Annotated in this window: 27 protein-coding genes; 13 read left to right on the top strand and 14 right to left on the bottom strand. The window is 34.3% G+C overall.

Annotated features, from left to right (window positions below; all coding sequences use genetic code 11):
• Positions 1-17: 17 nt before the first annotated feature.
• Positions 18-467: an RrF2 family transcriptional regulator gene (locus AAEO57_RS11800; protein ID WP_243232529.1), complete on the bottom strand. Its 450-nt coding sequence runs from the start codon at positions 465-467 to the stop codon at positions 18-20.
• Between the two features lie 202 nt (positions 468-669).
• On the opposite strand from AAEO57_RS11800, the gene AAEO57_RS11795 reads away from it, so the two are divergent.
• Together AAEO57_RS11795 and AAEO57_RS11790 are read left to right on the top strand one after the other, a co-directional pair.
• Positions 670-1,449 (top strand): NYN domain-containing protein, encoded by a 780-nt coding sequence (locus AAEO57_RS11795; RefSeq protein WP_341692814.1) that lies wholly within the window; start codon positions 670-672, stop codon positions 1,447-1,449.
• A 34-nt stretch (positions 1,450-1,483) separates the two neighbouring features.
• Complete coding sequence (locus AAEO57_RS11790; RefSeq protein WP_341692812.1) at positions 1,484-2,998, top strand: FMN-binding glutamate synthase family protein; 1,515 nt, start codon at positions 1,484-1,486, stop codon at positions 2,996-2,998.
• A 67-nt stretch (positions 2,999-3,065) separates the two neighbouring features.
• Here the strand turns inward: AAEO57_RS11790 and AAEO57_RS11785 are convergent, their stop codons facing one another.
• From AAEO57_RS11785 to AAEO57_RS11775, 3 genes are all read right to left on the bottom strand, one after another.
• Positions 3,066-3,500, bottom strand: a complete 435-nt coding sequence (locus tag AAEO57_RS11785; protein ID WP_341692811.1) for a hypothetical protein — start codon at positions 3,498-3,500, stop codon at positions 3,066-3,068.
• A gap of 235 nt (positions 3,501-3,735) precedes the next feature.
• On the bottom strand, positions 3,736-4,140 hold the full coding sequence (locus AAEO57_RS11780) for a hypothetical protein (RefSeq protein WP_341692809.1): 405 nt from the start codon (positions 4,138-4,140) through the stop codon (positions 3,736-3,738).
• 16 nt (positions 4,141-4,156) lie between these two features.
• The gene (locus tag AAEO57_RS11775; protein ID WP_341692807.1) at positions 4,157-4,606 is read right to left on the bottom strand and encodes a NanQ anomerase/TabA/YiaL family protein; all 450 of its coding nucleotides are present in this window, start codon (positions 4,604-4,606) and stop codon (positions 4,157-4,159) included.
• A 150-nt stretch (positions 4,607-4,756) separates the two neighbouring features.
• On the opposite strand from AAEO57_RS11775, the gene AAEO57_RS11770 reads away from it, so the two are divergent.
• The 4 genes from AAEO57_RS11770 (at position 4,757) to AAEO57_RS11755 (ending at position 8,782) form a co-directional block, all read left to right on the top strand.
• On the top strand, positions 4,757-5,131 hold the full coding sequence (locus AAEO57_RS11770) for a ribosomal maturation YjgA family protein (protein ID WP_341692805.1): 375 nt from the start codon (positions 4,757-4,759) through the stop codon (positions 5,129-5,131).
• Positions 5,128-5,706: a non-canonical purine NTP diphosphatase gene (locus tag AAEO57_RS11765; protein WP_341692803.1), complete on the top strand. Its 579-nt coding sequence runs from the start codon at positions 5,128-5,130 to the stop codon at positions 5,704-5,706. Before AAEO57_RS11770 ends, AAEO57_RS11765 begins: the two co-directional genes overlap by 4 nt.
• Before the next feature lie 194 nt (positions 5,707-5,900).
• A complete protein-coding gene (locus AAEO57_RS11760) occupies positions 5,901-7,799 on the top strand; it encodes a DEAD/DEAH box helicase (RefSeq protein ID WP_341692801.1) in 1,899 nt (632 codons plus the stop codon).
• A 209-nt stretch (positions 7,800-8,008) separates the two neighbouring features.
• Positions 8,009-8,782 (top strand): carboxypeptidase-like regulatory domain-containing protein, encoded by a 774-nt coding sequence (locus tag AAEO57_RS11755; protein ID WP_341692799.1) that lies wholly within the window; start codon positions 8,009-8,011, stop codon positions 8,780-8,782.
• A gap of 293 nt (positions 8,783-9,075) precedes the next feature.
• On the opposite strand, the gene AAEO57_RS11750 is transcribed toward AAEO57_RS11755, so the two are convergent.
• On the bottom strand, positions 9,076-10,536 hold the full coding sequence (locus tag AAEO57_RS11750) for an aminoacyl-histidine dipeptidase (RefSeq protein ID WP_341692797.1): 1,461 nt from the start codon (positions 10,534-10,536) through the stop codon (positions 9,076-9,078).
• Positions 10,537-10,711: 175 nt separating this feature from the next.
• On the opposite strand from AAEO57_RS11750, the gene AAEO57_RS11745 reads away from it, so the two are divergent.
• The 3 genes from AAEO57_RS11745 to AAEO57_RS11735 all read left to right on the top strand — a co-directional run bounded on the left by AAEO57_RS11745 (position 10,712) and on the right by AAEO57_RS11735 (position 13,008).
• Entirely contained in the window at positions 10,712-11,773 is a 1,062-nt protein-coding gene (locus AAEO57_RS11745; protein WP_341692795.1) for a DUF3810 domain-containing protein, read from the top strand.
• A 98-nt stretch (positions 11,774-11,871) separates the two neighbouring features.
• Positions 11,872-12,366, top strand: a complete 495-nt coding sequence (locus tag AAEO57_RS11740; protein ID WP_341692793.1) for an RNA polymerase sigma factor — start codon at positions 11,872-11,874, stop codon at positions 12,364-12,366.
• Positions 12,367-12,375: 9 nt separating this feature from the next.
• Complete coding sequence (locus tag AAEO57_RS11735) at positions 12,376-13,008, top strand: hypothetical protein (protein ID WP_341692791.1); 633 nt, start codon at positions 12,376-12,378, stop codon at positions 13,006-13,008.
• Positions 13,009-13,040: 32 nt separating this feature from the next.
• Here AAEO57_RS11735 and AAEO57_RS11730 read toward each other — a convergent pair whose 3' ends face one another.
• Both AAEO57_RS11730 and AAEO57_RS11725 read right to left on the bottom strand, forming a co-directional pair.
• A complete protein-coding gene (locus AAEO57_RS11730; RefSeq protein ID WP_341692789.1) occupies positions 13,041-13,871 on the bottom strand; it encodes a lysophospholipid acyltransferase family protein in 831 nt (276 codons plus the stop codon).
• A 126-nt stretch (positions 13,872-13,997) separates the two neighbouring features.
• Positions 13,998-14,648 carry an NUDIX hydrolase gene (locus tag AAEO57_RS11725; RefSeq protein ID WP_341692787.1) on the bottom strand — a complete coding sequence of 217 codons (651 nt, stop codon included), beginning with the start codon at positions 14,646-14,648 and terminating at the stop codon, positions 13,998-14,000.
• A gap of 95 nt (positions 14,649-14,743) precedes the next feature.
• Here AAEO57_RS11725 and AAEO57_RS11720 point away from each other — a divergent pair, with 95 nt between their 5' ends.
• Positions 14,744-15,178, top strand: a complete 435-nt coding sequence (locus AAEO57_RS11720; RefSeq protein WP_341692785.1) for a DUF4268 domain-containing protein — start codon at positions 14,744-14,746, stop codon at positions 15,176-15,178.
• Between the two features lie 78 nt (positions 15,179-15,256).
• Here AAEO57_RS11720 and AAEO57_RS11715 read toward each other — a convergent pair whose 3' ends face one another.
• The 4 genes from AAEO57_RS11715 to mnmA are packed head-to-tail and all read right to left on the bottom strand — an operon-like array spanning position 15,257 to position 19,478.
• Complete coding sequence (locus tag AAEO57_RS11715) at positions 15,257-15,667, bottom strand: hypothetical protein (RefSeq protein WP_341692783.1); 411 nt, start codon at positions 15,665-15,667, stop codon at positions 15,257-15,259.
• Between the two features lie 17 nt (positions 15,668-15,684).
• Positions 15,685-16,629 carry an NAD(P)H-dependent flavin oxidoreductase gene (locus AAEO57_RS11710; protein WP_341692781.1) on the bottom strand — a complete coding sequence of 315 codons (945 nt, stop codon included), beginning with the start codon at positions 16,627-16,629 and terminating at the stop codon, positions 15,685-15,687.
• Positions 16,630-16,639: 10 nt separating this feature from the next.
• Positions 16,640-18,244: a S8 family serine peptidase gene (locus tag AAEO57_RS11705; protein ID WP_341692779.1), complete on the bottom strand. Its 1,605-nt coding sequence runs from the start codon at positions 18,242-18,244 to the stop codon at positions 16,640-16,642.
• Positions 18,245-18,290: 46 nt separating this feature from the next.
• Complete coding sequence (mnmA, locus tag AAEO57_RS11700) at positions 18,291-19,478, bottom strand: tRNA 2-thiouridine(34) synthase MnmA (protein ID WP_341692777.1); 1,188 nt, start codon at positions 19,476-19,478, stop codon at positions 18,291-18,293.
• Positions 19,479-19,620: 142 nt separating this feature from the next.
• Here mnmA and AAEO57_RS11695 point away from each other — a divergent pair, with 142 nt between their 5' ends.
• Positions 19,621-21,495 (top strand): PEP/pyruvate-binding domain-containing protein, encoded by a 1,875-nt coding sequence (locus AAEO57_RS11695; protein WP_341692776.1) that lies wholly within the window; start codon positions 19,621-19,623, stop codon positions 21,493-21,495.
• Here the strand turns inward: AAEO57_RS11695 and AAEO57_RS11690 are convergent, their stop codons facing one another.
• The 3 genes from AAEO57_RS11690 to AAEO57_RS11680 all read right to left on the bottom strand — a co-directional run bounded on the left by AAEO57_RS11690 (position 21,496) and on the right by AAEO57_RS11680 (position 23,959).
• Positions 21,496-22,053 carry a DUF4956 domain-containing protein gene (locus tag AAEO57_RS11690; RefSeq protein ID WP_341692775.1) on the bottom strand — a complete coding sequence of 186 codons (558 nt, stop codon included), beginning with the start codon at positions 22,051-22,053 and terminating at the stop codon, positions 21,496-21,498.
• A gap of 87 nt (positions 22,054-22,140) precedes the next feature.
• Positions 22,141-23,184: a tetratricopeptide repeat protein gene (locus AAEO57_RS11685; protein ID WP_341692774.1), complete on the bottom strand. Its 1,044-nt coding sequence runs from the start codon at positions 23,182-23,184 to the stop codon at positions 22,141-22,143.
• 70 nt (positions 23,185-23,254) lie between these two features.
• On the bottom strand, positions 23,255-23,959 hold the full coding sequence (locus AAEO57_RS11680) for a toxin-antitoxin system YwqK family antitoxin (RefSeq protein ID WP_341692773.1): 705 nt from the start codon (positions 23,957-23,959) through the stop codon (positions 23,255-23,257).
• Between the two features lie 251 nt (positions 23,960-24,210).
• Here AAEO57_RS11680 and AAEO57_RS11675 point away from each other — a divergent pair, with 251 nt between their 5' ends.
• Together AAEO57_RS11675 and AAEO57_RS11670 are read left to right on the top strand one after the other, a co-directional pair.
• The gene (locus tag AAEO57_RS11675; RefSeq protein WP_341692772.1) at positions 24,211-24,660 is read left to right on the top strand and encodes a hypothetical protein; all 450 of its coding nucleotides are present in this window, start codon (positions 24,211-24,213) and stop codon (positions 24,658-24,660) included.
• A 136-nt stretch (positions 24,661-24,796) separates the two neighbouring features.
• The gene (locus AAEO57_RS11670) at positions 24,797-26,578 is read left to right on the top strand and encodes an AMP-dependent synthetase/ligase (protein ID WP_341692771.1); all 1,782 of its coding nucleotides are present in this window, start codon (positions 24,797-24,799) and stop codon (positions 26,576-26,578) included.
• Positions 26,579-26,607 lie beyond the last annotated feature (29 nt).

Here is a 26,607-nt window from a genome sequence, read left to right as displayed (position 1 = left end):
AAAGTATTTATTAAATGTTAATCGTTTATATTCAGTGTTTTTAAAAAGAAATCACCCGATTTTACTCCAGATGCCAGCTGCTCTAAAGTCGTTTTTGTCAGCATTTCCAAAAGAAGTCCTCTTATTTTTTTAAACTCATGATGTACCGGACACGGATGATCTTCGGAACATTCTTTTAGTCCGATACCACAGCCCTTGTAAATTTTATCACCATCAATTGCATCAACTATCTGAATCAGCTTAATTGATTTTACAGCTTCATCGGAAACTTCGAAACCTCCTCCTACTCCTTTTGCCGAATGAATGATTCCGTTTTTAGTCAGGATCTGCATTATTTTCGCTGTAAAAGGTTCAGGAGAATCAATTTCCTTCGCCACATCTTTAATTCCGACCCTGATTCCTTTAGAAGAATTGGTTGCAATAAAAATAGATGCCCTGATTCCGTACTCACACGCTTTTGAAAACATACCTTTAGTGATTTAATTCCTTACAAAGATAAAGAGGTTTTTAATAAAAGACAAATTTATCTTTAATTAATTTTAGTGAAGTGAAATTTATTTATAAACAAAATAATTAATCCTCCTGAAAACACTTATTCAACCTTAAACACGAATAAAAACCAATTTTAATTTTAACTTTGATAGTAATTTAAACTTAATACTATCAAAAATGGCTTTGAGCACTTCAAAAGAATTAAAACTGGCCGTTCTTATCGACGCTGATAATGTTCCCTACAGCAATGTAAAAGGCATGATGGAAGAAATTGCAAAGCTTGGAACTCCTACTACAAAAAGAATTTATGCCGACTGGACCAAACCGAATTCAAACGGATGGAAGGCTGTTTTACTGGAACATGCTATTACTCCTATCCAGCAATACAGCTACACGGTTGGAAAAAATTCTTCAGATTCAGCTCTGATTATTGATGCTATGGATTTGCTCTATTCAGGCAAATTAGACGGCTTTTGTATCGTCTCGAGTGACAGTGATTTTACGCGATTGGCCATTCGTCTCAGAGAATCAGGCATGAAGGTAATTGGTATTGGAGAAAAGAAAACACCAAATTCGTTTATTGTTGCCTGCGACAGATTCATTTATATCGAAGTGCTGGATGGTGCAACTCAGAAGAAAAAACCAAAAACAATTGCGGCTGACACCAAGAAGCCTGTTGAAAAACCGACTGAAAAAGCGCTTCATAAAGTAGACAAACAAACTATCGAATTGATTGAAGCCACAATAGAAGATATTGAAGATGATGATGGCTGGGCGTTTCTTGGTGATGTTGGAAATTTAATTGTAAAGAAAAAACCCGAATTTGACCCACGAAATTATGGTTTTTCTAAACTTACCCCAATGCTGAAATCACTTACCAATATTCTCGAAATAGACGAAAGAGAGTCTGACAAAAAAGGAATCAAACACGTTTACGTCCGGTTGCGATTCAATTAATTCAAATTATTACATTTTTTAAAGTTTTATAAACATGAGAAAAAAATTCTTTATCTACGGCTTCTTATTGTTTCTAATTGTTGCAGCCATTTATTATTATTTCAAACTTGGCTTTTTATTATTGATTGTCCTTCCTGTTTTATTGGTTATCGGAATTTTTAACTCAGTGCAGAAAAAACATGCCATTTTAAGAAATTTCCCTGTTCTGGGCTATTTCAGATATTTATTTGAGATGATTGCACCCGAAATTCAGCAGTATTTTATCGAAAGATCTACAGACGGAAAACCGTTCTCCAGAAATCAGCGCTCATTGGTTTATCAAAGAGCCAAAAATATTGATTCAAGTACACCTTTTGGAACGCAGCAAAACTTAAATACAGAGAGTTATGAAGGAATAAAACATTCCATTTTCCCTGCAAAAGTCAACGAAGAATTACCTCGTGTTTTAGTTGGCGGAAAAGACTGTAAACAACCTTATTCAGCTTCCTTATTTAATGTTTCGGCAATGAGTTTTGGTTCACTGAGTGAACATGCGGTTCGTGCCATAAACATCGGTGCTCAAAAAGGAAATTTCTATCAAAATACGGGAGAAGGCGGTTTAACCGAATTTCACCTGGCAGGCGGAGGCGATATTACCTGGCAGATTGGTACCGGTTATTTTGGATGTCGTGATGCAGAAGGGAATTTCAGTCCTGAAAAATTCTCAGAAAAAGCCAATCTTCCTAACGTTAAAATGATTGAAATCAAACTTTCGCAAGGTGCAAAACCAGGTCATGGTGGTGTATTACCTGCTGCAAAAAACACCGAACAAATTGCAAAAATCCGAGGTGTAGTTCCTCATACCATGATCCTTTCTCCTCCTGGTCATCATGCTTTTTCTGATGCAAAAGGCCTGATTCATTTCATTAAACAGCTACGTGATTTATCAAATGGAAAACCAATCGGATTCAAATTATGTATCGGAAACACCGCGGAGTTTGAAGCTATCTGCCACGAAATGATCGCAGAAGATATTTATCCTGATTTTATTACCGTTGACGGTGCCGAAGGCGGAACCGGTGCTGCTCCGTTGGAATTTGCTGATGGTGTCGGAATGCCTTTTGAACCGGCTTTAATTTTTGTAAATAAAACTTTGATCGGATTAAATATTCGTGACAAAATACGCATTATAGGAAGCGGAAAAATTATATCCGGATATTCTATTCTGCATGCAATAGCCTTAGGTGCGGATATGTGCAACAGCGCAAGAGGATTTATGTTTTCACTGGGATGCATTCAGGCATTACGTTGTCATAATAACGAATGTCCAACCGGAGTAGCTACTCAGAATAAAATGCTGATGAAAGGTTTGGTGGTTACCGATAAATCAGAACGCGTGTACCATTTTCATAAAAACACACTTCATTCGGCTAATGAACTTTTGGCTGCTGCCGGAAAAACCTCTTTTGCAGATGTCGACATTAATATATTCATGAGAGGTGATGAATTTAGCAGCCTTTCCGAATTATATTTCCCGGATAATCTAACCAATGTTACTAAGCGAAATTAAATACAAAAGCCTCTTTGTTCGGTTACAAAGAGGCTTTATTTTATATTAGGCTGTCCAAAATACTAAACTAAAGCTTGGCGGTTACTTTTTTTTCTGCACCGCCTGAACCTGTTAACGCAGCCAATTCTTCCTGACCAACTAATTTTTGTGCAATAATGGAATTATTATAAGCCAGAAAATAAACATCAAACTTAACCCCTTCTTCAATTAATTCTCTGGAAATCTGATTGTTTTCAATCATCCCTTTCAATAAATCCGGAAATGACTCACTATAAGTTAATTTATTTTCATCAGTTTCTTCTAAATTTGTTTCAATTCTAATCTCAATTTTATTATCATTTAAAAATGCTTTAGCACTGGTACTGGTAATACTTGGTCCTTTTATAGAACTCGAAGTATTGTAGGTTACTACGTGTTCCTGAATTTTTTGCTTGGTGTTTTTACAGCTTACCAACATCAATGCAACAATAAAAGCAAATGCGATTTGAGTAATTTTAATCATAATTTTCTACGTTTTAAGTTAATTTTATTCGATATTAACTCAAACATAATAAAAAATTAACACAAAAACAACATTTTAAAAAATTAAAAAACCTTCAACCCTTTAATAGTAAGATCGTTATATTCTGAATGATTGCAAGGCATAGATAAATCAAAAAAAGTCTCAATAATCGAAATTAATGAGACTTTTTAATATATAAGAATTGACCTATGGAAATTGAAAAAAATTTGATTGATTATTTTAAATATTGAAGCGATTCCTTTGTGAGCACTTCCTTACCTAAAACAGTATTATCATCAGCTAAATAATAAAGGTGAAATTCTACTCCTTCTTCTATTAATTCTGTCGGAATCTGTTCTTTTTTAATCATGGATTGTCTCATTCTTGCAAAGGCAACAGCAGTAGCAACTTTCTTGCTCTCGTTTTGTTTTAAATTAGTTTCAAAACGCAATTCTATTTTGCTATCATTAATATAACCTCTTGCTGTAGTAAGCGTTACATTTTCGGCTCTAAAACCCGGAGCGATAGTTTCGTTGTACGTAACAACATACTCCTGAAGTTTTTGTTTGGTATTTTTACAGCTTATCAGCAACATTACAACAAAAAGAGTAAAGGCGACTTTGGATATTTTGTTAATCATAACTTTTGGTTTAATGCTATATTTCAATTTTTATTACAATTTTATTGAGCATTCCGTCTGTAATCATTGGCGCATGCACATCCTCAGGAAAAAGAATTACAAACTGATTTTCTTTGAGCTGAAAAAACATATCCGGTGCATCGCTAAAAAAACGTACATCTTTTTCATCATTATAACTCCCATTTGGAATTTTGCAATTTGCTCTCGGTTTCCATGCAAAAGTTTCTGTTTCACTGATACAAAACTGAATATCAATATTTTTATCATGACATTCAAAAGTCGTTAAGCTTTCTTCAACCGTTTTTCCTTTTCCTTTAAAACCAAAAAACTTCACTCCTTCTGTTTCATGTTTAAAATCGTCCGGAAGGTTTTGTACATCATTATTGCGTAAATAATCAAAAGCTTTTTTAAAAGATGGGTGCAAAACTTCATATTTCGCTGCATTCTCTAATGAATCTATAATCATAATTCTATTGTTAATTTGAGTTGATTTTTTTAGTAAAAATAAGATTTAATTTATTTCAATCTCTATAAATTATCTGATTTAGCAAATCCATTACAAGTTCTTTGTAACTTTGTTTATCATTAATTTTCTTAGAACAAGTAAATATCCTCATTGAAAAATCTCAGAATTCGTTATTTCATCGTATTGATTATTATTATTTTTCTTGGAATCATTTCACGAAAAATTGATTTTATCCCTTTATGTTTTGGAGATTTTCTCTATGCGGTTATGATTTATATTTTGGTAAGATTCGTTCTGATTCAGCATAAACCAATTCAAGCTGCAATTCTTTCATTACTTATTTGTTACAGCATTGAATTATTCCAGCTTTATCAGGCAGACTGGATTATTGTTCTTCGAAAAACACTTTTTGGAAGATATGTTTTGGGACAGGGTTTTTTATGGACAGATCTTGTTGCTTATTTGTTTGGCGTTGCTTTCGCCTTTATTACTGAAAGAATTATTTTAAAAAAACTACTCATATGAAACTCGTTTTCGCATCAAACAACAAAAATAAAATCAAAGAAATCCAGAGTATTTTAAACGGATCCATACAAATATTAAGTCTGGAAGAAATTGGCTGCCACGAAGAAATTCCCGAAACCGCAGATACTATTGAAGGAAATGCTGTTTTAAAAGCCAATTATGTAACTGAAAATTACGGTTACGATTGTTTTGCAGATGATACCGGCTTAGAAGTTACTGCTTTAAACGGAGCCCCAGGCGTTTACTCTGCAAGATATGCCGGAGAACAGAAAGATGCGAATGACAATATGAATAAACTTTTGGAGGTTTTAAAAGATAAAACCGACAGAAGTGCCCAGTTCAAAACCGTTATTGCATTAAATCTAAATGGTTCACAGCATTTATTTACCGGAATTGCCAAAGGAAATATTACTTTGGATAAAACCGGAAATCATGGTTTTGGATACGATCCGGTTTTTCAGCCAGAAAATTATACTGTAACTTTTGCCGAATTGCCTTCAGAAGTAAAAAACAAAATCAGTCATCGTGCAAAAGCAACACAGCAACTAATTGATTTTCTGAATTCCATCAAATAATTGTTTAAAATACAACATTTTAAGGGGTTAAATTGATATTATCAGACGTAAAATTATTCCTTTAATCATCAAATTGATTTTACAATAAACATAACTTTTTGATTATCAAATCATAACAAATACATAATTCTTAAAAATGCATTAGTTTATCTGAAATATTAACAGTAATTTTGCACCCTATTTTAAAAATACATATGAATAAATTTGAACAATTAGGATTGAATGAATCGTTACTGAAGGCGATTTTAGATCTAGGATTTGAGAATCCGTCGGAAGTACAGGAGAAAGCGATTCCCCTATTATTGGAAAAAGATACAGATATGGTTGCGTTGGCTCAGACAGGGACAGGGAAAACGGCAGCTTTCGGTTTTCCGCTAATCCAAAAAATTGATGCTGACAACAGAAATACACAGGCATTAGTTTTATCGCCAACAAGGGAGCTTTGTTTACAGATTACCAACGAACTTAAAAACTACTCAAAATACGAAAAAGGTATTAATGTGGTAGCAGTTTACGGAGGAGCTAGTATTACTGAGCAGGCAAGAGAAATAAAGAGAGGTGCACAAATTATTGTGGCTACTCCAGGGAGAATGCAAGACATGATTAACAGAGGTCTGGTTAACATTAAAAACATAGATTACTGTGTTCTTGACGAGGCTGACGAAATGTTAAACATGGGATTTTATGAGGATATCGTATCTATTTTATCAGATACTCCGGACGAAAAAAGCACATGGTTGTTCTCTGCAACTATGCCGCAGGAAGTTGCCAGAATTGCAAAACAATTCATGAGCGAGCCTTTGGAAATTACTGTAGGTACTAAAAACTCAGGATCTGCAACAGTTTCTCACGAATTTTACTTAGTTAACGCACGTGACCGTTACGAGGCTTTGAAACGTTTAGCTGATGCTAATCCGGATATTTTTTCTGTAGTTTTCTGTCGTACAAAAAGAGACACACAAGCTATTGCCGAAAAATTAATTGAAGACGGATATAGCGCTGCTGCGTTACACGGAGATTTATCTCAGGCACAGCGTGATGGTGTTATGAAATCTTTCCGCGGAAGACAAATTCAGATGCTTGTTGCTACTGACGTTGCTGCACGTGGTATTGACGTTGATAACGTAACACACGTTGTAAACTACCAATTACCTGATGAGATCGAAACGTACAACCACCGTTCCGGACGTACCGGTAGAGCTGGAAAATTAGGTACTTCTATTGTAATCGTTACAAAAAGTGAATTACGTAAAATTTCTTCTATCGAGAGAATCATCAAACAGAAATTCGAAGAAAAAACAATTCCATCCGGAATCGAAATCTGCGAAATTCAGTTATTACACTTAGCTAACAAAATTAAAGATACTGAGGTTGATCACGAAATTGACAACTATTTACCAGCAATCAACAATGTTCTTGAAGATTTATCTAAAGAAGAATTGATTAAGAAAATGGTTTCAGTAGAATTTAACCGTTTCATTACGTATTACAAAAAGAACAGAGATATTTCTGCTCAATCTTCTGGAGAAAGACGCGAAAGAGGCGATTCTGAACCGAGAGAATTTAACAATAACGGAGCGGTTCGATATTTTGTAAACATCGGTTCAAGAGACAATTTTGACTGGATGACTCTGAAAGACTACCTGAAAGAAACATTAGACTTAGGTCGTGATGATGTTTTCAAGGTAGACGTAAAAGAAGGTTTCTCTTTCTTCAACACTGACCCTGAGCATACTGACAAAGTAATGGATATTTTAAACAACGTTCAGTTAGAAGGGCGTCGCATTAATGTTGAAATTTCTAAAAATGACGGTGGAGGAAGACGCGATCACAACAACCGCGGAGGAAGACGTGATTCAGGAAGAAGAGAAGGAAACTTTGCTCCAAGACGTGAAGGTTCTGGTGGCGGATTCAGAAGCGACAGAAACTCAGCTCCAAGACGTGAAGGTTCTGGAGGAGGCTTTAGAAGCGACAGAAATGCTGCTCCAAGAGAAGGAGGTTTCAGAAGAAACGAAGGAGGTTCAGACAGAGCTCCAAGACGTTCTGAAAGCTTTGGTGATTCATCAAGACCAAGAAGACCAAGAAGAGATTAACACTTTAACTTCTTAAAATACATATCCCAAATTCCTGACATAATTGGAATTTGGGATTTTTTTATATTGAGAATATTTCTCCTTACCTCCTTTTTAGTTTTTAATACTAAAAGCAATACTTTTTGCTTTGTTAATTTTCTGATAATTATATTCGTAAACTGCAAAATATTTAATCCCGATTTACTACTTTTAGTGCTTTAAATCAGGATATGAAATATTTCGCAGTTTTCTTTTTCACACTATTGTCAGGCATCAGTTTCGCACAAGAAACAGCACCTGCAGTCCCACAAAGAGTTTCCGGGTACATATTCAATGACAATAGCAAAGAACCAATCCCCAATGTAAATGTTATCAACACCAACAAAGTACGTGGCGCTATGTCTGACGCTAAAGGATATTTTGAAATAGATGTACAACCCAACGATACACTTCATTTCTCTATTTTAGGCTTTCAGTCCCTAAGAATCAGAGTAACAAACGACTGGATAAAAAATAAGGTTACAAGAATTCAGCTTACAGAAAAAGCAATCGCACTTGAAGAAGTAGTAATTGCACCTTTTAATTTAACCGGTTATCTCGAAGTAGATTCAAAATTAATTCCGACCAAAGAAAACTACCGTTACAGTATTTCCGGCCTTACACAAGGTTATGAAGCAGGTGAATATTCTCCAAACGCTTTTGGAAAGGTTTTAGGATCTATTTTTAACCCTGCTGACATGCTTTATAATTTCTTTGGAAAAAACGGAAGAGAACTCAAAAAACTCAAAGAAATGAGGAAAGATGATACTGTTCGAAATCTTTTGGAATCAAAATATGATCGGGAAACAGTATCTGTACTTTTAGGGATCAGTAAAGATGAAATTCCTCAAATTTTAGAACGCTGTAATTACTCGGAAGCTTTTATTCAGGAAGCAAATGATTTACAAATTATGGATGCCATTAGCGCTTGTTACGAACAATATAAAGTTTTAAAACGAAATTAATTTTACTATAAAAATATTAAATCCTCAATTATTACAATTGGGGATTTTTTATACCTTTTAAGATTTTAAAAATATTACATTTACTTTAATGTTATTAATTTAAAAACAACATATTATGTCAAAGGGTCAGGATGCTAAAAAAACAGCAAAAAAAGAACCATTAAAAACGGCTAAAGAAAAAAAGGAAGAAAAGAGACAAAAGAAAAACGCTCCCAAAAGGGATTAATTTTTACATAGAGTCGCAGTTTTCAGCACTCAGCCAAAACTAATTACTGAAAACTGCGACTGCCAACTTATTTAACCGGAATGTTAGATAGAATTTCCAAAACAAATTTCCAGTATTTCTGAGCAGATGAAATACTTGCCCTTTCATCAGGAGAATGTGCGCCGTGAATAGTCGGCCCAAAGGAAATCATATCCATATCAGGATAATTAGTTCCTAAAATACCGCATTCTAAACCGGCGTGGCAGGCAACCACTTTTGGTTTTTCGCCATTCTGTTTTTCGTAAATATCTTTTAAAACCTCTAATATTTCAGAATTTACATTTGGTATCCAGCCCGGATAAGACCCAGAAAGTTCTACTTCACAACCAACCAATTCAAAAGCAGAACGCAAAGAATTAGCCAAGTCAAATTTAGATGATTCAACCGAAGAACGTGTCAGGCATCCAACCAAAATTTCTCCGTCTTTTATAATGACACGAGCAATATTATTAGAAGTCTCAACTAAATCGGCCATATCAGCACTCATTCTGTAAACACCGTTATGAGCAGCATAAACAGCTCTGATAATTCCTTCCTGAACACCTAAATCCATTACTTTTTCAGGCAAATCTCCTTTTACAATTTCAATAGTCAAGTTTGGTTCAGTTGTTTTATATTCAGTTTTGATATCGTTGATAATTTCCTGCATATCAAAAATGTATGCTTCGTCAAACATTTCAGAGATAATTACTTTTGCCACACTTTCCCTCGGGATTGCATTTCGTAAACTTCCTCCGTTAATTTCTGCAATCTGCAATCCGAAATTCTCAAAAGCATCAAACAACAAACGATTCATTATCTTATTTGCATTTCCTAAACCTTTATGAATATCCATTCCCGAATGACCTCCATTTAGACCTTTTACCATAATGGTATAACCCACAGAGCCTTCCGGAACTTCTTCTTCATGATACGTTCTTGTAGCTGTAACATCAATTCCGCCAGCACACCCAATATCAATTTCGTCATCTTCTTCGGTATCCAGATTCAACAAAATCTGTCCCTGTAAAATTCCGCCTTTTAAATTTAAAGCACCAGTCATTCCCGTTTCTTCATCAATCGTAAACAAAGCTTCAATTGCAGGATGCGGAATATCTTTGCTTTCCAGAATCGCCATAATTGTTGCCACTCCTAGCCCATTATCAGCACCAAGAGTTGTTCCTCTCGCACGAACCCAGTCTCCATCTACATACATATCGATTCCTTGCGTATCGAAATCAAAAACAGTATCCGCATTTTTTTGATGCACCATATCAAGGTGTCCCTGCATTACGATTGGTTTACGATTTTCCATCCCAGGAGTTGCCGGTTTTCTGATGATTACGTTTCTGATTTCATCTTCAAAAGTTTCCAGACCTAAACTATTCCCAAAGTTTTTCATGAACTCAATTACACGTTCCTCCTTTTTTGAAGGACGCGGAACAGCGTTTAAATCTGCAAATTTATTCCAAAGCGCTTTGGGCTCCAGATTTCTTATTTCCTGACTCATATATTTTGTTTGATGTTTAACAATTAACAGCTTCAAAGTTACAAAGTTTATATTTTCTTTTTACCAGGAATTGTACTAATTAGTACTATTTTAAATCCTCAAACCTAAACCCGGCAAATACAGTCTTTTTTAATAATAATATTGTATTTATATTTACGTATCTAAAAATTACACTGTGAAATCAAAATACGTTTTACCTCTGTTTCTTCTTTTTCAGATTGTCTTTTTAAAAATCCTGCGTTACTTTCCGGATTTTGTTGAAGGCTTTTACAGCAATAATTTTTACATCAGGATTTCACATTTCTCAAGAACACTTTTGGGCAAAATTCCCTTTTCTGTCGGCGACTGTATTTATGCTGTATTAATCATTTCTATAATAGGCTGGTTTTGGAAAACACGAAAAACATGGAAAACAGAATGGAAAAACCATCTTTTAAAAATTACAGGCAAAATATCTGTTTTTTACTTTTTCTTTCATCTGCTTTGGGCATTCAACTATTATCGAGAGCCTCTTTTTCAGAAAATGGAAATTAAAAAAGAATATACTGATGCTGAACTTTTGGCTTTCACAAAACGATTGATTGCTAAAACAAATGAAATTCACTTTAAAATCACGAAAAATGATAGCGCAAAAGTAGTTTTCCCGTATTCACAGAAAGAAGTTTTTCAGATGAATATCAGCGGTTATAATAATCTGGCTAAAGAAAATCCTTATTTCAAATATGAAATCTTAAGCGTTAAGAAATCTTTGTTCAGTATCCCTCTGACCTACATGGGTTTTGGAGGTTACCTGAATCCTTTTACCAATGAAGCACAGGTAAACGATTTGCTTCCGATGTACAATTTTCCGATAACCAGCTCACATGAAATGGCGCATCAGATAGGATTTGCGAGCGAAAGTGAATGTAATTTTATTGGCGTTCTGGCAACGGTAAAAAATGAAAATTTATACTATCAATATTCTGGATACAGTTTTGCCCTGCGCTATTGCCTTGGAATCTGGCAATTTAAAAACGAGAAAGTTTTCGAACGTTTAAAAAAACAAACTCACACCGGAATCTTAAAAAACTACAAGGAAAGTCAGGATTTCTGGAAAAAATACGACACCTTTATTGACGAAGGCTTTCATTTTCTTTATGATAATTTTTTAAAAACAAACAATCAAAAAGACGGAATGGAAAGCTACAGTAAATTTGTCGATTTGATGGTAAATTACTACAAAAATAGACCGTTATAATTTTTTTCACAACTTTAAAAGAAAAATGCTTTTCATTCTAATAAAAAAAAAACAAAATTCAACTGTAACAAAATAAATTACACAGCTACTAATATTTCATGAGCGAAAATCTAGAACAGTCATTTGTTGCGCAGCTGCAGGCAAATCAGAATATAATCCACAAGATTTGTAGATTATATACTGATAGCGAAGACGCACATAAAGACTTGTTTCAGGAAATTACTATTCAGCTCTGGAAAGCATATCCTAAATTTAGGGGTGAGAGCAAATTTTCAACCTGGGCCTATCGCGTTGCCTTAAATACAGCCATTACCCTATACCGAAAAACCAAACGAACCATATCGACCGTAAGCTATGAAAGCCAACAGCATTTTGCTAAAGATGTCGATTACAATTATGAAGAAGAAGAACAGATCAAACTGATGTACAAAGCAGTTTATCAGCTCAACGATATTGAAAAAGCATTAGTTTTCATGTATCTCGAAGACAAAGATTATCAGGAAATAGCCGAGACATTAGGTATCAGCGAAGTGAATGCACGTGTGAAAATGAACAGAATTAAAGGGAAACTTAAAAAAATATTAAATCCTTAAAATACCACCATGAAAGAACTGGATTTATTAAAAAAAGACTGGCAAAAGAACTCGGATTCTTTTGAACAAATTTCTGAAAAAGAAATCTATAAAATGATTCATAAAAAGTCCTCTTCAATTGTGAAGTGGATATTAATCATCAGTATTTTAGAATTTTTATTCTGGACTTGTTCTAACGTATTTATCAATACGGATGATGTTTTAAGAAAAATCAATCATCCAGAAATTGTATTAATTCTTGACATTTTAACCTATTTTAACTATGTAGTCGTTTTGATTTTTGTAATTATATTTTATAAAAACTACAAAACAATATCAACAACAGTAGCAACAAAAAACTTAATGAGTGCTATTTTAAAAACCCGAAAGACAGTTCAGTATTATGTTTGGTACAATCTTGCAATGATGGTTGTTATTTCGATAATAAGTTATTTTATTGCTTTTGTTTACAATCCCGACATGGCCTTTTTAAGAGAAAAACTGGCGCTTAACGGAAAAGCAATGTTTTTTACGATTGGAATTTTATTCCTTATCATATTAGGATTCTTCGGAATGTTCTGGTGTATTTACAGATTACTGTACGGAACTTTGTTACGCCGCTTGTACGCCAATTATAAAGAATTGAAGAAAATTGATTTCTAAGCGAAAGTTTTTATTATAAATATTCTTAAAATCTAATTTTCGTTTTCCGGCCCTTTATAACTCCATCTTCTCATCTCATTAAGTTCTTCCTGCGCTTTTAATTCTTCTGCTGGAATAACCTTTAAAAATGAGGGATGCTGTTCTATTGCGTATTCTACTTTTTCTACAATCTCATCGATTGTATCATTCTCATAATCAATCTCAAGAGGCTCTTTGATAATAAATGACTGCAGGATATTTTTCTTTTTCATCCGCAATCCTTTTTTATCAAAAGAACGACGAAAACCATCAATAACAATCGGAATCACAATGGGTTTATGCTGTTTGATAATGTGCGCTGTTCCTTTTCGGACGGGTTTAAACGATTTTGTTGTACCCTGCGGAAATGTAATTACCCAGCCATCATTAAGTGCTATTTTGATGTTTTCAGTATCATTTGGGTTAACATCCCTTTTTTCAGTTACATCAACTCCTTTGGTACGCCAGGTTCTTTCTACAGTTATTGCGCCTACGTAAGCTAAAATTCTTGGCAATAATCCTGCCTGCATTGTCTCTTTTGCGGCAACATAATAAATATTCATTTTAGGCTGCCATAAATATCCTATATTCTTAATGGTATCCTGACGACCGCTCAAACTTGCATTAAAAACATGAAACATAGCCACCACATCAGCAAAATAAGTCTGATGGTTGGATATGAATAAAACGTTAGTATCGGGCAGCGATTTAATTATTTCAGATCCATCAATCTGTAAATCATTAAAACCTCTATATCGTTTATGTGTCATAGCTCCCAAAATACGGATCAGCCATTTTTTGATAAATAATATATGTCCGAAAGGATTTCGTTTAAACAATCCCATAGCTGTGAATTATGTTATTTTTGTTAAGTCGCAAACATACAAAAATTATTTTTTTAGCAATTACTATAAACTATTTCGAAAAGAAACAGGTATCTTAATGAATATCAAATCATTAAATTTACGTTTTTAAATCTTTTGATCAAAGGCAATTTTCAGAACTTCCCTTAATTCGCTTAATATCATGGCCGTCGCACCCCAAACCATATGATTCTGGATATTAAATGCCGGCACTGAGATATTGTCTGCATAAGAAGTTGATAATGTAGCCTCAATTATGATTTCATCATTCAAAAAAACAGAAAGCGGAAGTTCAATAATATCAGCAACTTCCCTTATATCCGGATAAAATGAAAGTTCCTGAGAAGAAATCCCCAAAAAAGGATGCACCAGAAAATTGCTGGGCGGAATGTACATTGGGGTAAATTGTTTGATGATTTCAATTTTTTCGGCTGAAATTCCAATTTCTTCATGCGTTTCCCGTAAAGCCGTTTCCTGAAAATCAGCGTCAGAAGTCTCATATTTCCCACCGGGAAACGCAATTTGCGAGGAATGAACGCCGTTGTAAGCATTTCGAACAATTAAAATCAGATGTGTCTTTTTATTTTTAGGATACAACAACATCATTACAGCGGCAATTCTGGGATTCTTAGTCGATAAATCAAGATTCTTCATTAGCTGAACACGCTCTAAAGGAGCCATTTTTACATGTGCTTTTTCGGCCGGAAGTTCGGCCGGAATTATATTAGGAAGATGTTGCAAAAAATCTTGAAAATCCATAATCAAAGTTTATTTTTGTACTTTCAAACAAATAAAATATAAATATAGTCCAGAAAACGCGCTTGCACAAGTTTTCTAAAATCAAATCCCTGAAAATGTACAGCAGAGAAGAATCACAAAAAATGAAAAGAGAATTTTGGGTGGCTTTCGCCGAAAAGTATCCGCGTAAATGGATCCTATATGATACCAAAATTAAAGACTTTTCTTTTAAATTTTATGTCGACAATAAAAAGGCACAGGTTTTAATAGATATCGAACACCGAAGTGACGAAAAACGAAATGCCTATTTTGAAAAAATTGAGGCTTTAAAAAATATTCTGGAAGAGGAATTTGTTAAAGATTTGGTTTTCGAAAAAAACTATACTTTAGAAAGCGGCAAAACCATAAGCCGAATTTGGGTTGAAAAATCCGGTATTGGCTTTAGCAACCGAAATAACTGGGACGACATTTTTGATTTTTTCAACGAAAAAATGCATGCCCTGGAAATGTTCTACTTAGAATATGATGAGTTCATTAAGGATATTGAATAATTGTTAAACTTCTGAAAAACTCCCTAAAAGAAACCCTGCAATTTATAAAAATTGCAGGGTTTCTTTTTTTTTTAACTCTTAGACCGTAAAAATATTATAAACAAAAATATGATCGTCGTAATTAATATAAAGCTGCTTACGATAATCCTGTTTTTTCCGGGTTATAATTGAAAGTTTGCAATCTCTTCCTTCGTTGTCTTTACAGATAAAAGAATACACAATATCTGTATCGTTTTCTTCTCTATCAATATAATCCAGAATATTAAAAAGCTGAATTTCCTGAGAATAAACTACAATTCTATGTTTATCGGTATCTAAAACCACGGAAAGATTTACCAAATCTAAATTAGACCACTCTCCCCATTGTCCTTTTTGATTTTTCTGTAAAACACTAAAACCTGAAGTTTTGAAACGGTACGACTGCCCGTAAGATTGCTGTACAGAAAATGCTAAAAAAAGAAGAAAAATATAGTTGCGTAAAATATTCATAATGTAGTTTGGGGCGATTAAAATTCAAATTTACTTTTTTCCTGACAGGCAGCGTCAAAATCGGACATTATTTGCTGTATAATTTGATCAACAGGCAAAATATCATGAATTAATCCTGCAATTTGTCCTATTTCAAGTTCTCCTTCCTCAAGATCGCCTTCAAACATTCCTTTTTTTGCTCTCGCCCTTCCTAAAAGTTTTTCCAGGTCTTCTTTTGAAGGGCATTTTGCATATAAATCCTGAACATCCTGATAAAACTTATTTTTAATCAACCGAACGGGTGCCAGCTCTTTCAGTGTTAATTGAGTCTCTCCTTCTTTTATACTCACTATTTTTTCTTTGAAATTATTGTGGGCTGAAGATTCCAGAGATGCTGCAAAACGGCTTCCAATCTGTACACCATCTGCCCCCAGAACCATTACCGCCAGCATTCCTCTTCCGGTAGCAATTCCACCTGCAGCTATAATTGGAATATTGATTTTTTCTTTAACCATCGGAATCAGTGTCAGAGTTGTTGTTTCGTCACGACCGTTGTGGCCTCCGGCTTCGAAACCCTCTGCTACTATTGCATCTACACCTGCTTCCTGAGCTTTAACAGCAAACACACTGCTGCTCACAACATGCACTACAGTAATACCTTTTGATTTTAAAAAAGAAGTCCAGGTCTTAGGATTTCCTGCAGAGGTAAAAACAATTTTTACTCCTTCAGCAACCACTATATTCATGATTTCTTCAATATTTGGATACAACATCGGAATATTGACACCAAATGGCCTATCTGTAGCCTTTTTACATTTCTGAATGTGCTCCCGTAAAACTTCGGGATACATTGATCCCGCTCCGATAAGTCCCAAACCACCAGCATTACTAACAGCAGAAGCCAATTTGTAACCGCTGTTCCAAATCATTCCCCCCTGAATTATTGGATATTTTATATTGAAAAGCTGAGTGATTTTATTCATTCAAAAATTGTTATTGTTTTATAATTTTTCCTGTTTTGTGCAAATCGCCGGCATTTATAATGTAAAAGTAAAGTCCGCTTTTTAACGATTCTACAGAAATAACCGAATTTTGTTCCGTAATTTTTTTGTCCAATACCTTTTGCCCCAAAACCGAATAAACTGAAACTACAGCATCATTAATTTCGTTCAAAAACGAAAATGTAATATGTGTACTTGCGGGATTTGGATATACCTTAAAGTCGCTGTTTACAAAACTATCAACTTCCAAAGTTGTTCCAAAATTAGGGATTCCGTAACCGTAATTATTATCCGGTGTTAAATACTTATCAGAAGACTGCATAACCATATTTCTAATTTCCTGATTCGTTTTTTCAGGAAAAGCCTGCCATAAGCAAGCAATCATTCCGGCCATAATTGGACATGAAAATGAAGTGCCCTGAGAAGTACCAATGTTTCCTGAAGTATCAGAAATTACAACAGTCTCTCCTTGTGCCATAACATCAGGTTTTATTCTTTTGTCATAACTTGGACCTATAGAACTAAAAGATGATCTTGATTTGGCTGCGCTAACAGCTCCAACCGCAATAACAGAAACGGCATCGGCAGGCCCGCCAATATGTTTTTCGGTCTGTCCTCCTTCGTTTCCGGCAGAAGCCACCACAATTATCCCTTTACTAAAAGCTATTTCTGCACCACGCGAAATAAAAGTAGTCACTCCATTCATATCACTATAGGTATAATTATATCTTGAATTGTCACGATCCGCAAAATATCCTAATGAAGTGGTAATTATATCGACACCTAAACTGTCTGCTTTTTCAGCTGCTTCTACCCAAAGTGATTCTTCAACCGGATTTTCTTCTGCATCAATTTCTGTTCTAAACAGATAATAAGATGCATCCGGAGCTGTGCCAACTAAAGCATTTTCTTTATAACCGCCCATTGTAGAAAGCACCATCGTTCCATGATTTCCACCAGCATAAAAATTAGTATTTCTGGAAACAAAATCATATCCCCCTAAAATCAGGTTATTATCACGTAGTCTCTGAAAGGGCTGAGCCGTGTTTACACCCGGAAAACCTGCATCCATAACGGCAATTATTTTTCCGGTTCCGGTAAAATTTTGCTGATGTAAAACATGTCCGTTAAGCATCTGAATTTGGTTAGCCGAAGAGCCATAGTTATAATTAACTGTTGTATTTAGCTTTTCGCCTGTTTGGGAAATTTTAGTTTCTGCAGCTTTTTTTCCGGTTAAATTCAAAGATTTATCTGCAAAAACTACTTTGTCCACAAAGGCAAATATCTTTAAAGCATTAATATTAACCTGAGTTCCTCTGATATGAAGTGCATTCAGCCATTTAGACTGCGCCATTATCGTGATTCCTGTGCTTGCTTTTACCTGATTCACATAAGTGGTTTCCAAAGGGACATCGGAAAAATTTAAAGCAATATTTTGATTCGTCCTGCGGTCCAGAGCACGCTGCGAAAGCATTAATAAAGGAGAATCCAGATAAGTCTGAGCATTGGGTTTAGCATTAAAATATACCCAGGCCTCTTCCTGTGAAAACATCACAGTCGAAATCAATAAAAATAAAAAAGCGTAGTGTTTCTTCATAAAATATACTTTTTTAAGGTGAGAACCTTTTTAAAAAAGTATAAAGCTATGAAATTACTCCCGAACCTACTAATTCATTTTCTAAATGCCAGGCCACAAATTGCCCTTCTGTAATGGCTGATTGAGGTTCTTCAAAACTTACATACATTCCGTCTTCGAACTGATGCAAAGTTGCTTTTTGCAAAGGCTGACGGTAACGAATTCTTGCCATTACTCTCATACTTTCTCCCGCTTTCAAAGCCAAATCGGTACGAATCCAGTGCACTTCGGATTTTTCTATAAACAATGCTTTTTTAAACAACCCTGGGTGATTGCTTGTAAGACCTGTATAAATGGTGTTGGTTTCAACATCAGTTGCAATAACAAATAACGGATCAGTGGTTCCGCCCACATTTAGTCCTTTTCTTTGTCCAACAGTAAAATAATGAGCACCCTGATGTTTACCCATAAATTTCCCCATATCAGGACTATAATTTAATTTTTTGGCTTCAATTTTTAATTCTTCTTCTAAAGATAATCCGGCTGGTTTTTCAACAGCATAAATAGGATCATTTTTATCAATCTGAACAATTTTCCCCTCCTTGGGCTGTAATTTTTGCTGCAAAAATTCAGGCAAACGGACTTTTCCGATAAAACAAAGTCCTTGCGAATCTTTCTTTTCTGCTGTTACCAAATCCATTTCAGCAGCTATTTCCCTAACTTGTGGTTTTGTCAAAGCTCCGATTGGAAACAACGCTTTTGACAACTGATCCTGAGATAACTGACATAAAAAATACGACTGATCCTTATTATTATCTTCTCCGGCGATTAACTGATAAACTGGTTTACCGTCAACTTCTATTTCGTTTTTTTGACAATAATGTCCTGTTGCCACATAATCGGCACCAAGACCCATGGCGATTTTCATAAAAACATCAAATTTGATTTCGCGGTTACAAAGGACGTCAGGGTTTGGAGTTCTCCCCTTTTCGTATTCGTTGAACATATAGTCAACGATTTTTTCTTTGTATTCTTCGCTTAAATCAACGGTCTGAAACGGTATTCCAAGTTTTTCTGCTACCAATAATGCGTCGTTACTGTCTTCTAACCACGGGCATTCATTGGAAATAGTAACGGAGTCATCGTGCCAGTTTTTCATAAAAAGGCCAATAACTTCATATCCCTGCTGCTGTAGCAAATAAGCGGCAACACTGGAATCTACTCCTCCGGAAAGTCCGACAACTACACGTTTCATTCTAAATTGTTTATGTTTTTACAAGGGTGCAAAGATACATCAAATTATAGATAATCCGGGCAGTTTTCATCAGTTTATCCAATCCCGGAACAGATAAAACTTATTGTTTATTTAATTACTTTTAATGTTCAATAAAAAAGTCATGAAAAAACATTTTTACAGTCTGTTTTTATTTTTCATAATGGCATCCCTGAGTGCTCAACGTCATTCATCTTCCTTACCAAATTACGAAGCTTTTAAGGCCTTTCGGGGAAAACCTTTGTCTGATAAATTTTCGAATATTGAATCGGTAAAAGTTGTCTTTGATTTAAAAAAACAAAAAATGTATTATTTCGACAGCAGTTATATTCCGCTGCATTTTGAATTCGTTACCAATTATTTAGGTTACGACAAAGACTTAGAGATTTTCAACAATAACAATTACAGCAATACCGAAAAAAACAGGGAATTTTTACTTGGAAATCTGAATCATATTAAAGGTACTGACAAATGGATTTTTGAACTTGCCGCATCTGACCACATGCCAATTGTACTTACTGAACGCTTTTTTAATCTAATTGTACAATCGACTTTTATTGGAAAAAATTTAAAATTTTATCTCAACAACCCTGAAAAAACAGAATGGTATCAAAAGGGTAAATTTAAAATCCCCTGTGTAAAATCAGATTATATTTTTAACGAAGTTACCTATCAGGAAGTGGTTTCCGGAAACAATATTGGCATACTGAAACAGTATAAAATAAAGGATTTAGAACGTGTAACACCAAAACTTGATGAAATTATCATTTTAGACGGAACCCCTGATATTCTTCCCAACGTAAGAGGCATTATTGTAAACGAACTTCAGACTCCGTTGAGTCATTTGGTTCTTTTAGGTAAAAACAGAAAAATCCCGATTATGGCATACACAACTGTTGATAAAGACATTAATATCAAAAGATTACTTTCAAAAAAAGTAGAATTAAAAATTGAAACCGACACCTTTTTCATCAAAGAAAGCAGTAAAAAAATAATTGCAAAGATTAATTCAAAGAAGAAAAAATTAAGCATCGACAGCAGCGTCACTCAATTGGTAGATTTATCCAAAGTCCCTAAAAAAGGAGTGAATTATATTGGCTCGAAGGCTCAAAACATGGCTTATCTCATTGCCATTTCAAAAGAAATATCGTTTAAAACACCTGAAGATGCTTATGCCATTCCGTTTTATTTTTATTTAAAGCACACTCAGAAAAAAACCATTTCGCCCTTGATAAAAGAACTTTTATCTTCACCACATAAAGACTCAGTACAATGGGTCAATCAGCAGTTAAAAAAAATTAGAGATGCTATAAAAAAAGAACCCATTGATCCCGAACTAATTGCAAGACTGAATAAAAATTTTGAAAACAGGGTTTTTAAAAACTTCAGGTTCCGCTCTTCAACCAATGCAGAAGATTTAGACGATTTTAATGGTGCGGGTTTGTACGATTCGAAAACCGGAATTTTGGGAGACAGTATCAAAACTTTTGAAAAAGCGATTAAACAGGTTTGGGCGAGCACATGGAACGAAGGTTCTTACACCGAAAGAGAACTTTTTGGTATTGACCAGCAAAACATTGCCATGGGTGTTCTGGTACATCGGTCTTTTCCGGACGAACTTGCCAATGGCGTTGTAATCACAAAAAATATTTTTAGAAAAGATTTACCAGGTATTACTGTGAATGTTCAAAAAGGAGAAAACTCGGTTGTTAAACCTGAAAAAGGCGAAATCTGCGAGCAATTTGTTGCCTATTATTTTAATTCTGAAAAGGAAGAAGATTTTGAAGCCGATTATACTTCGAACTCTAATTTAAACGACAACAAACCTTTATTGACGAGAAAAGAAATGAGCTGGCTTTTTCAGGTCAGCAGGACAATTGAAGAAAAAATGTACCGTTACTGGAAAAAAAACCGATATCATCCTGTAGATATCGAATTTAAGATTGTCGGCGGGAAAAGAGACTTATATATTAAACAAGTCCGACCTTTTAATGAATAATCAATAGAAAACCAATACCTCAATTTCGTTTAAAACTCCATTTATACTGACAATTTTAAAATCAAAATCTTTGATATTAATTTTTTCCTGAACAGATTTCCGAATGGCCTGATTGTTTAATACAAAACTGGTTTCTAAAGCAATTTTTACCTCAACTGAATTAAGATATTTAGAAGCTTTTTTATTTACAATTACAGAAGCGATAATATAGAAGCCGATAATTATCAACTGAAAGAACAACAAAATTTCAATCTTTTCAAACGGATACATTATATCCAGAATAGAAAGTGTAATAGTAGCAAAAAGAAAAATAATCGCATTTACGGTAAACGATTGTGTTCTGAACCTTAAAATGGAGAAAATAGCAAATAATCCAAAACCTATTCCGACTCCAATTTCAATTTTGGTAAACAGATAACAAAGCGAAAAAGTACAAAGTCCAACAATGACCATCAACGGGTTTATAGTCTCATTATCTTTTCTATTGGAGAAAAAACACAAAACCAGAACTGAAAAAAACAATAAAAAAAATCTTCCTGAAAGTTCGTTTAAATCCATTTAAATCAAAATTTTAGCAAATCAAATTTAAACAATTTATCTTTTAAAAAATTTCATCCAAATCTATTATTTGGATGAAATTTTTAATTACTTTTTCCAGTTATATTCTGTAGACCATGTATAGAATTTCTCAAGTTCTGCCTGATTTTCCTGAAGCCATTTTGAAACATCTTCATTTCCTGAAGCTGCGAAAGCAATATATCCAAAAGGTTTAATCATTTTTTTCTTATTCATTTCTATAAAATAAGGAGTCAGGTTTTCCCAATAAAACCCCGAATTGCCTTTTTTGGTTTCATCAAGTGAAGCACAGATTGTTTCAAATTTCCCAATAAATTTTTCAACATCAGTTTTGTTTAGATTCTTTTCGTCAAAATCCAAAGCTGCAGCCATAGATAAAATCAAATCTGCCTGTGAAAAATCATTTTCTTTCTTTTTATTTTTTGAATCAGAAACTACATCAGAATTAATATTAATTGTAATCCCCTTATCCTCTTGCTTAACTCCCTGCATTAAGAGGTTTTTCAGGCTTCCAAGATTTTTTTCAGCTCTTGGTGTTTGCGGTTCTAATATTAAAAACCTTGAAAATGCAAGAATTGAAGGGATTCGGTTGCTTTCCGCTTCCATGATTGCGATTGCGTTTAATGAGCCCGGATGATTAGGATTAACTAAAAGTGCTTTTTGAAAACAGCCAATAGCTTCATGCGGTTTGTTGGTATTGGCATAACATATTCCTTTATTAAAATATAGCTGATAGTAATTTGGAAACTTCTGAATTCCCTCTTCATATATTGACAGCGCCTCATCCGTTTTTTTCAGGTGATCTAAAGAATTTGCATAACTAACATAAACATTACTTAAATCTTCATTTGAATGAGTAGAAATAATCTGTTTACAAGCTTTTATCGCTTCGTCATATTGACCTGAGGCACTTAAAGTCAATGCTTTTTCCGACAGCGCCATCAAGTTGTTTTTATCAACTTCCAGCGCTTTGCCATACTTGGCAATTGCTCCTGGATAATCACCTTTGTCATGAAGCTCAATCCCTTCTTCAACAAGTTTTTCGGCTTCAGCCGGATTTTGGGCATAAGATGCTGAGAAAAATAAAAATAGTAGTAAAGTTTTAACTTTCATAGATTAAATATTTTAGGTTATAAACTTACTATATTTAATTTAAAAAAGCATCGTTTTACCAAGAATACACCTACTCCATTTTAGGCTTTGAGTCTGCCTGATAATTGCTTTTCGGATCACTCATATTGACTTCTTTCGTTAATTTTCCTTTTAGGTAAAATTGCCACATCCCCACTTTTTTTCCGTTTAGAAATCTACCTTTTGAAGCCACTGCCCCGTCTAAATCATAAAAAACAGCCTCACCGTTAAACTGGTCTTTGACATAAGTTGTTTCCTCCTGAATAATACCGTTCTGCCCGATTTTTTTATAAATACCTTCTTTCATACCATTTTTGTATGTTACTTCTTCAGCAATTTTTGCATTCGGATAATAAACCGTCCTTTTTCCTTCCAGTTTTCCGTTTTTATAATTTTCTACAGTCATTAAAACTTTTGAAGCTTTATGGTAATATTTCCATTCACCCTCATAATTTTTCCCAACCACTTTTCCTTCACTTACAATATTTTTCTTCTGATCGTAAAAAATAGTATAGGCACTTCCGTCATTAGCACTAAAATCGCGTGTTGCTATAACGTCTCCTTTTTTAGTGTCATCAAAAAACTTAAAAACACCAACTTCTTTTCCGTGACTAAAAGTACCTTCGTAACGTAGTCTTTTAGAAACCTCATAAGTACCTTTCCAGACGCCATCTTTTTTACCATTGGAATCCAGTTTGTTAAAATCCTGAGCAAACGCAACAGCTCCCATTAAAAACAAAAACCAAAAATTTTTCATATTTTTCTTTTTCTATATAACAGCAAACATTGTTTTTTAGTATTGCAAATGTATAATCATTTCGAGAGAAACATATTCATTTCGCCAATAAAAAATTCATAAATAACTCAAAATAAAGCCTGTTTTTTTTTTACAATAAAATTTTAAAAAGCTTTAATAATTTATAGAATAACTGTTCCAATTTAAACTATATTCGCAAAAAAGAAATACCAAAAATTATTATAAACCCAAGTATTAAATCCATACCCTTGATGAAATCCTTAAAATTACTTTTTTTAACCTTTTTTATCGGTGCATCACAATTACATGCACAAGCTAAAATTGAAGCTATTACCTACAAATACCATCCCCATTTTATGACAACAGACGTAGGTCAGCCTGTTGCAGGAACTTATTTAATTGAAGGAAAAAAACAACCTATAATTCAGATAAATGCTGATGGAACGGGAATTTTTCAATTGGAAACTCTGTCTAAAAAAGAGATGATATGGGGAATCGAATGCACCGATGAAGGTATTCCTATTTATAAAGAAGGATACAACAGTTCGTCTTATACATTCTGGTACAAATTAAAAGGAAGCGGTGAATGGCTTTATACGCAATTTTTGATTCTTCCAAACAAGAAAAAAATGTATCTTTTGGGAGATCGTGTAAAATATTATGGCGATCCAAATGAAGTAAAAGATCCGGAATCTGAATAAAATCTGTTTATGCGAAAATAAAAATGTTTTTGCTCCTTTTTAAAACACATTCTTAAATTTCGGATTTTATTTTACCAAAATAAAAATTTTATCTATTTTTTATTTAATTTGCGATAAAATCAATAAATCTTATAAAATGGTTACAATCACTCGCCTTTTTGATTTTCCTTATTATCAACAAGAGACCTACAACCTTCAGGTTGCATTGGCTACCAAAAAAAACGGGGTCTGGGAAAAAACATCCAGCAATGACTATATTGCCAAAGCTAATGCTGTTTCAAGGGCATTGCTGCGTCTGGGTGTTCAAAAAGACGACAAAATTGCCTTAATCACTTCAAACAACCGCACAGAGTGGAATATCATGGATATTGGTATCCTGCAAACCGGAGCTCAAAACGTTCCGATTTACCCAACCATTGCAGAAGAAGATTACGAATATATCCTAAACCATAGCGGCAGTATTTATTGTTTTGTTTCTGATGAAGAAGTATTGCAAAAAGTTAATGCCATAAAAGCAAATGTACCTACTTTAAAAGACGTTTATTCGTTTAACGAAATTGCCGGCTGCAAACACTGGTCGGAATTACTGACTTTGGGTGCTGACGAAAGCAATCAGGCAGAAGTTGAAGCCCGAAAAAACAGCATAACGACAGACGATTTAGCTACTATTATTTATACTTCCGGAACTACAGGAAAACCAAAAGGCGTTATGCTTTCGCACAAAAATATTGTTTCCAATGTTTTAGACAGTGCACCAAGGATTCCGTTTGACGCTGGAAAAAGCACTGCACTGAGCTTCCTTCCTATCTGCCATATTTTTGAAAGAATGATTTTGTACATCTATCAATATTATGGTGTTTCGGTTTATTTTGGAGAATCAATTGAAAAAATCAGTGATAACTTAAAAGAGGTACGACCTACTGTTATTACAGCAGTACCAAGGCTTTTAGAGAAAGTTTACGATAAAATTTACGCAAAAGGATCTGATTTGACCGGTATCAAGAAAAAATTATTTTTCTGGGCTATTGACTTAGGATTGCGATATGAACCATACGGAGCCAATGGTTTCTGGTATGAATTCCAGTTAAAAATTGCCCGCAAGCTTATTTTTAGCAAATGGAAAGAAGGTTTGGGCGGAAGACTGGATTTAATGGTTTCAGGAAGTGCTGCTTTACAACCCCGTTTATCCAGAGTTTTTGCTGCTGCCGAAATTCCGGTAATGGAAGGTTATGGTTTAACGGAGACTTCTCCTGTAATTGCCGTAAACGACCAAAGAAATAAAGGTTTCAAAGTTGGAACCGTTGGTAAACCTATTCGTAACGTTGAAGTTAAAATTGCTGAAGACGGTGAAATTATTTTAAAAGGTCCAAATGTAATGTTAGGCTACTATAAAGATCCTGAAAAAACAGCTGAAGCTTTACAGGACGGATATTTCCATACGGGAGATATTGGAGAAATTGACAGCGAAGGTTTCCTTAAAATTACCGACCGTAAAAAAGAAATGTTCAAAACATCAGGAGGAAAATACATTGCCCCTCAGCTGATTGAGAACGCCATGAAACAGTCTCGTTTTATTGAACAGATTATGGTAATTGGTGAAGGCGAAAAAATGCCGGCAGCTTTTATTCAGCCAAATTTTGAATTTGTAAAAGAATGGGCAAAAATCCATAAAATTACTTTAGGAAATTCTACCGCTGAAATCGCCTCAAACCCTGATGTGATTAAACGCATTGATGAAGAAATTGAAGGCATCAACAAAAAATTCGGACACTGGGAACAAATCAAACGTTTTGAACTTACTCCTGATGTCTGGTCTATCGATGGAGGACAATTGACTCCAACCCTAAAATTAAAAAGAAAAATTATTAAAGAAATCTACAAAGATCTTTACGCAAAAATCTACGGGAATATTCAATAAATCAAAATAATACAAACCAACTAGAAACG

Source organism: Flavobacterium calami (genome assembly GCF_038290035.1).
Taxonomy (GTDB): domain Bacteria; phylum Bacteroidota; class Bacteroidia; order Flavobacteriales; family Flavobacteriaceae; genus Flavobacterium; species Flavobacterium calami.
The sequence above is the reverse complement of the archived record's forward strand: the minus strand, read 5'-3'. Positions and strand labels throughout refer to the sequence as shown.

Excerpts from the sequence above, each read along its gene's own strand:
- AAEO57_RS11680 (WP_341692773.1), bottom strand. The coding sequence starts at position 23,959 with ATGAAAAATTTTTGGTTTTTGTTTTTAATGGGAGCTGTTGCGTTTGCT.
- AAEO57_RS11675 (WP_341692772.1), top strand. The coding sequence starts at position 24,211 with ATGAAATCCTTAAAATTACTTTTTTTAACCTTTTTTATCGGTGCATCA.
- AAEO57_RS11755 (WP_341692799.1), top strand. The coding sequence starts at position 8,009 with ATGAAATATTTCGCAGTTTTCTTTTTCACACTATTGTCAGGCATCAGT.
- AAEO57_RS11720 (WP_341692785.1), top strand. The coding sequence starts at position 14,744 with ATGTACAGCAGAGAAGAATCACAAAAAATGAAAAGAGAATTTTGGGTG.
- AAEO57_RS11760 (WP_341692801.1), top strand. The coding sequence starts at position 5,901 with ATGAATAAATTTGAACAATTAGGATTGAATGAATCGTTACTGAAGGCG.
- AAEO57_RS11765 (WP_341692803.1), top strand. The coding sequence starts at position 5,128 with ATGAAACTCGTTTTCGCATCAAACAACAAAAATAAAATCAAAGAAATC.
- AAEO57_RS11685 (WP_341692774.1), bottom strand. The coding sequence starts at position 23,184 with ATGAAAGTTAAAACTTTACTACTATTTTTATTTTTCTCAGCATCTTAT.
- AAEO57_RS11790 (WP_341692812.1), top strand. The coding sequence starts at position 1,484 with ATGAGAAAAAAATTCTTTATCTACGGCTTCTTATTGTTTCTAATTGTT.
- AAEO57_RS11705 (WP_341692779.1), bottom strand. The coding sequence starts at position 18,244 with ATGAAGAAACACTACGCTTTTTTATTTTTATTGATTTCGACTGTGATG.
- AAEO57_RS11785 (WP_341692811.1), bottom strand. The coding sequence starts at position 3,500 with ATGATTAAAATTACTCAAATCGCATTTGCTTTTATTGTTGCATTGATG.
- AAEO57_RS11670 (WP_341692771.1), top strand. The coding sequence starts at position 24,797 with ATGGTTACAATCACTCGCCTTTTTGATTTTCCTTATTATCAACAAGAG.
- mnmA (WP_341692777.1), bottom strand. The coding sequence starts at position 19,478 with ATGAAACGTGTAGTTGTCGGACTTTCCGGAGGAGTAGATTCCAGTGTT.
- AAEO57_RS11750 (WP_341692797.1), bottom strand. The coding sequence starts at position 10,536 with ATGAGTCAGGAAATAAGAAATCTGGAGCCCAAAGCGCTTTGGAATAAA.
- AAEO57_RS11795 (WP_341692814.1), top strand. The coding sequence starts at position 670 with ATGGCTTTGAGCACTTCAAAAGAATTAAAACTGGCCGTTCTTATCGAC.
- AAEO57_RS11715 (WP_341692783.1), bottom strand. The coding sequence starts at position 15,667 with ATGAATATTTTACGCAACTATATTTTTCTTCTTTTTTTAGCATTTTCT.
- AAEO57_RS11780 (WP_341692809.1), bottom strand. The coding sequence starts at position 4,140 with ATGATTAACAAAATATCCAAAGTCGCCTTTACTCTTTTTGTTGTAATG.
- AAEO57_RS11695 (WP_341692776.1), top strand. The coding sequence starts at position 19,621 with ATGAAAAAACATTTTTACAGTCTGTTTTTATTTTTCATAATGGCATCC.
- AAEO57_RS11800 (WP_243232529.1), bottom strand. The coding sequence starts at position 467 with ATGTTTTCAAAAGCGTGTGAGTACGGAATCAGGGCATCTATTTTTATT.
- AAEO57_RS11690 (WP_341692775.1), bottom strand. The coding sequence starts at position 22,053 with ATGGATTTAAACGAACTTTCAGGAAGATTTTTTTTATTGTTTTTTTCA.
- AAEO57_RS11775 (WP_341692807.1), bottom strand. The coding sequence starts at position 4,606 with ATGATTATAGATTCATTAGAGAATGCAGCGAAATATGAAGTTTTGCAC.
- AAEO57_RS11710 (WP_341692781.1), bottom strand. The coding sequence starts at position 16,629 with ATGAATAAAATCACTCAGCTTTTCAATATAAAATATCCAATAATTCAG.
- AAEO57_RS11730 (WP_341692789.1), bottom strand. The coding sequence starts at position 13,871 with ATGGGATTGTTTAAACGAAATCCTTTCGGACATATATTATTTATCAAA.
- AAEO57_RS11725 (WP_341692787.1), bottom strand. The coding sequence starts at position 14,648 with ATGGATTTTCAAGATTTTTTGCAACATCTTCCTAATATAATTCCGGCC.
- AAEO57_RS11735 (WP_341692791.1), top strand. The coding sequence starts at position 12,376 with ATGAAAGAACTGGATTTATTAAAAAAAGACTGGCAAAAGAACTCGGAT.
- AAEO57_RS11740 (WP_341692793.1), top strand. The coding sequence starts at position 11,872 with ATGAGCGAAAATCTAGAACAGTCATTTGTTGCGCAGCTGCAGGCAAAT.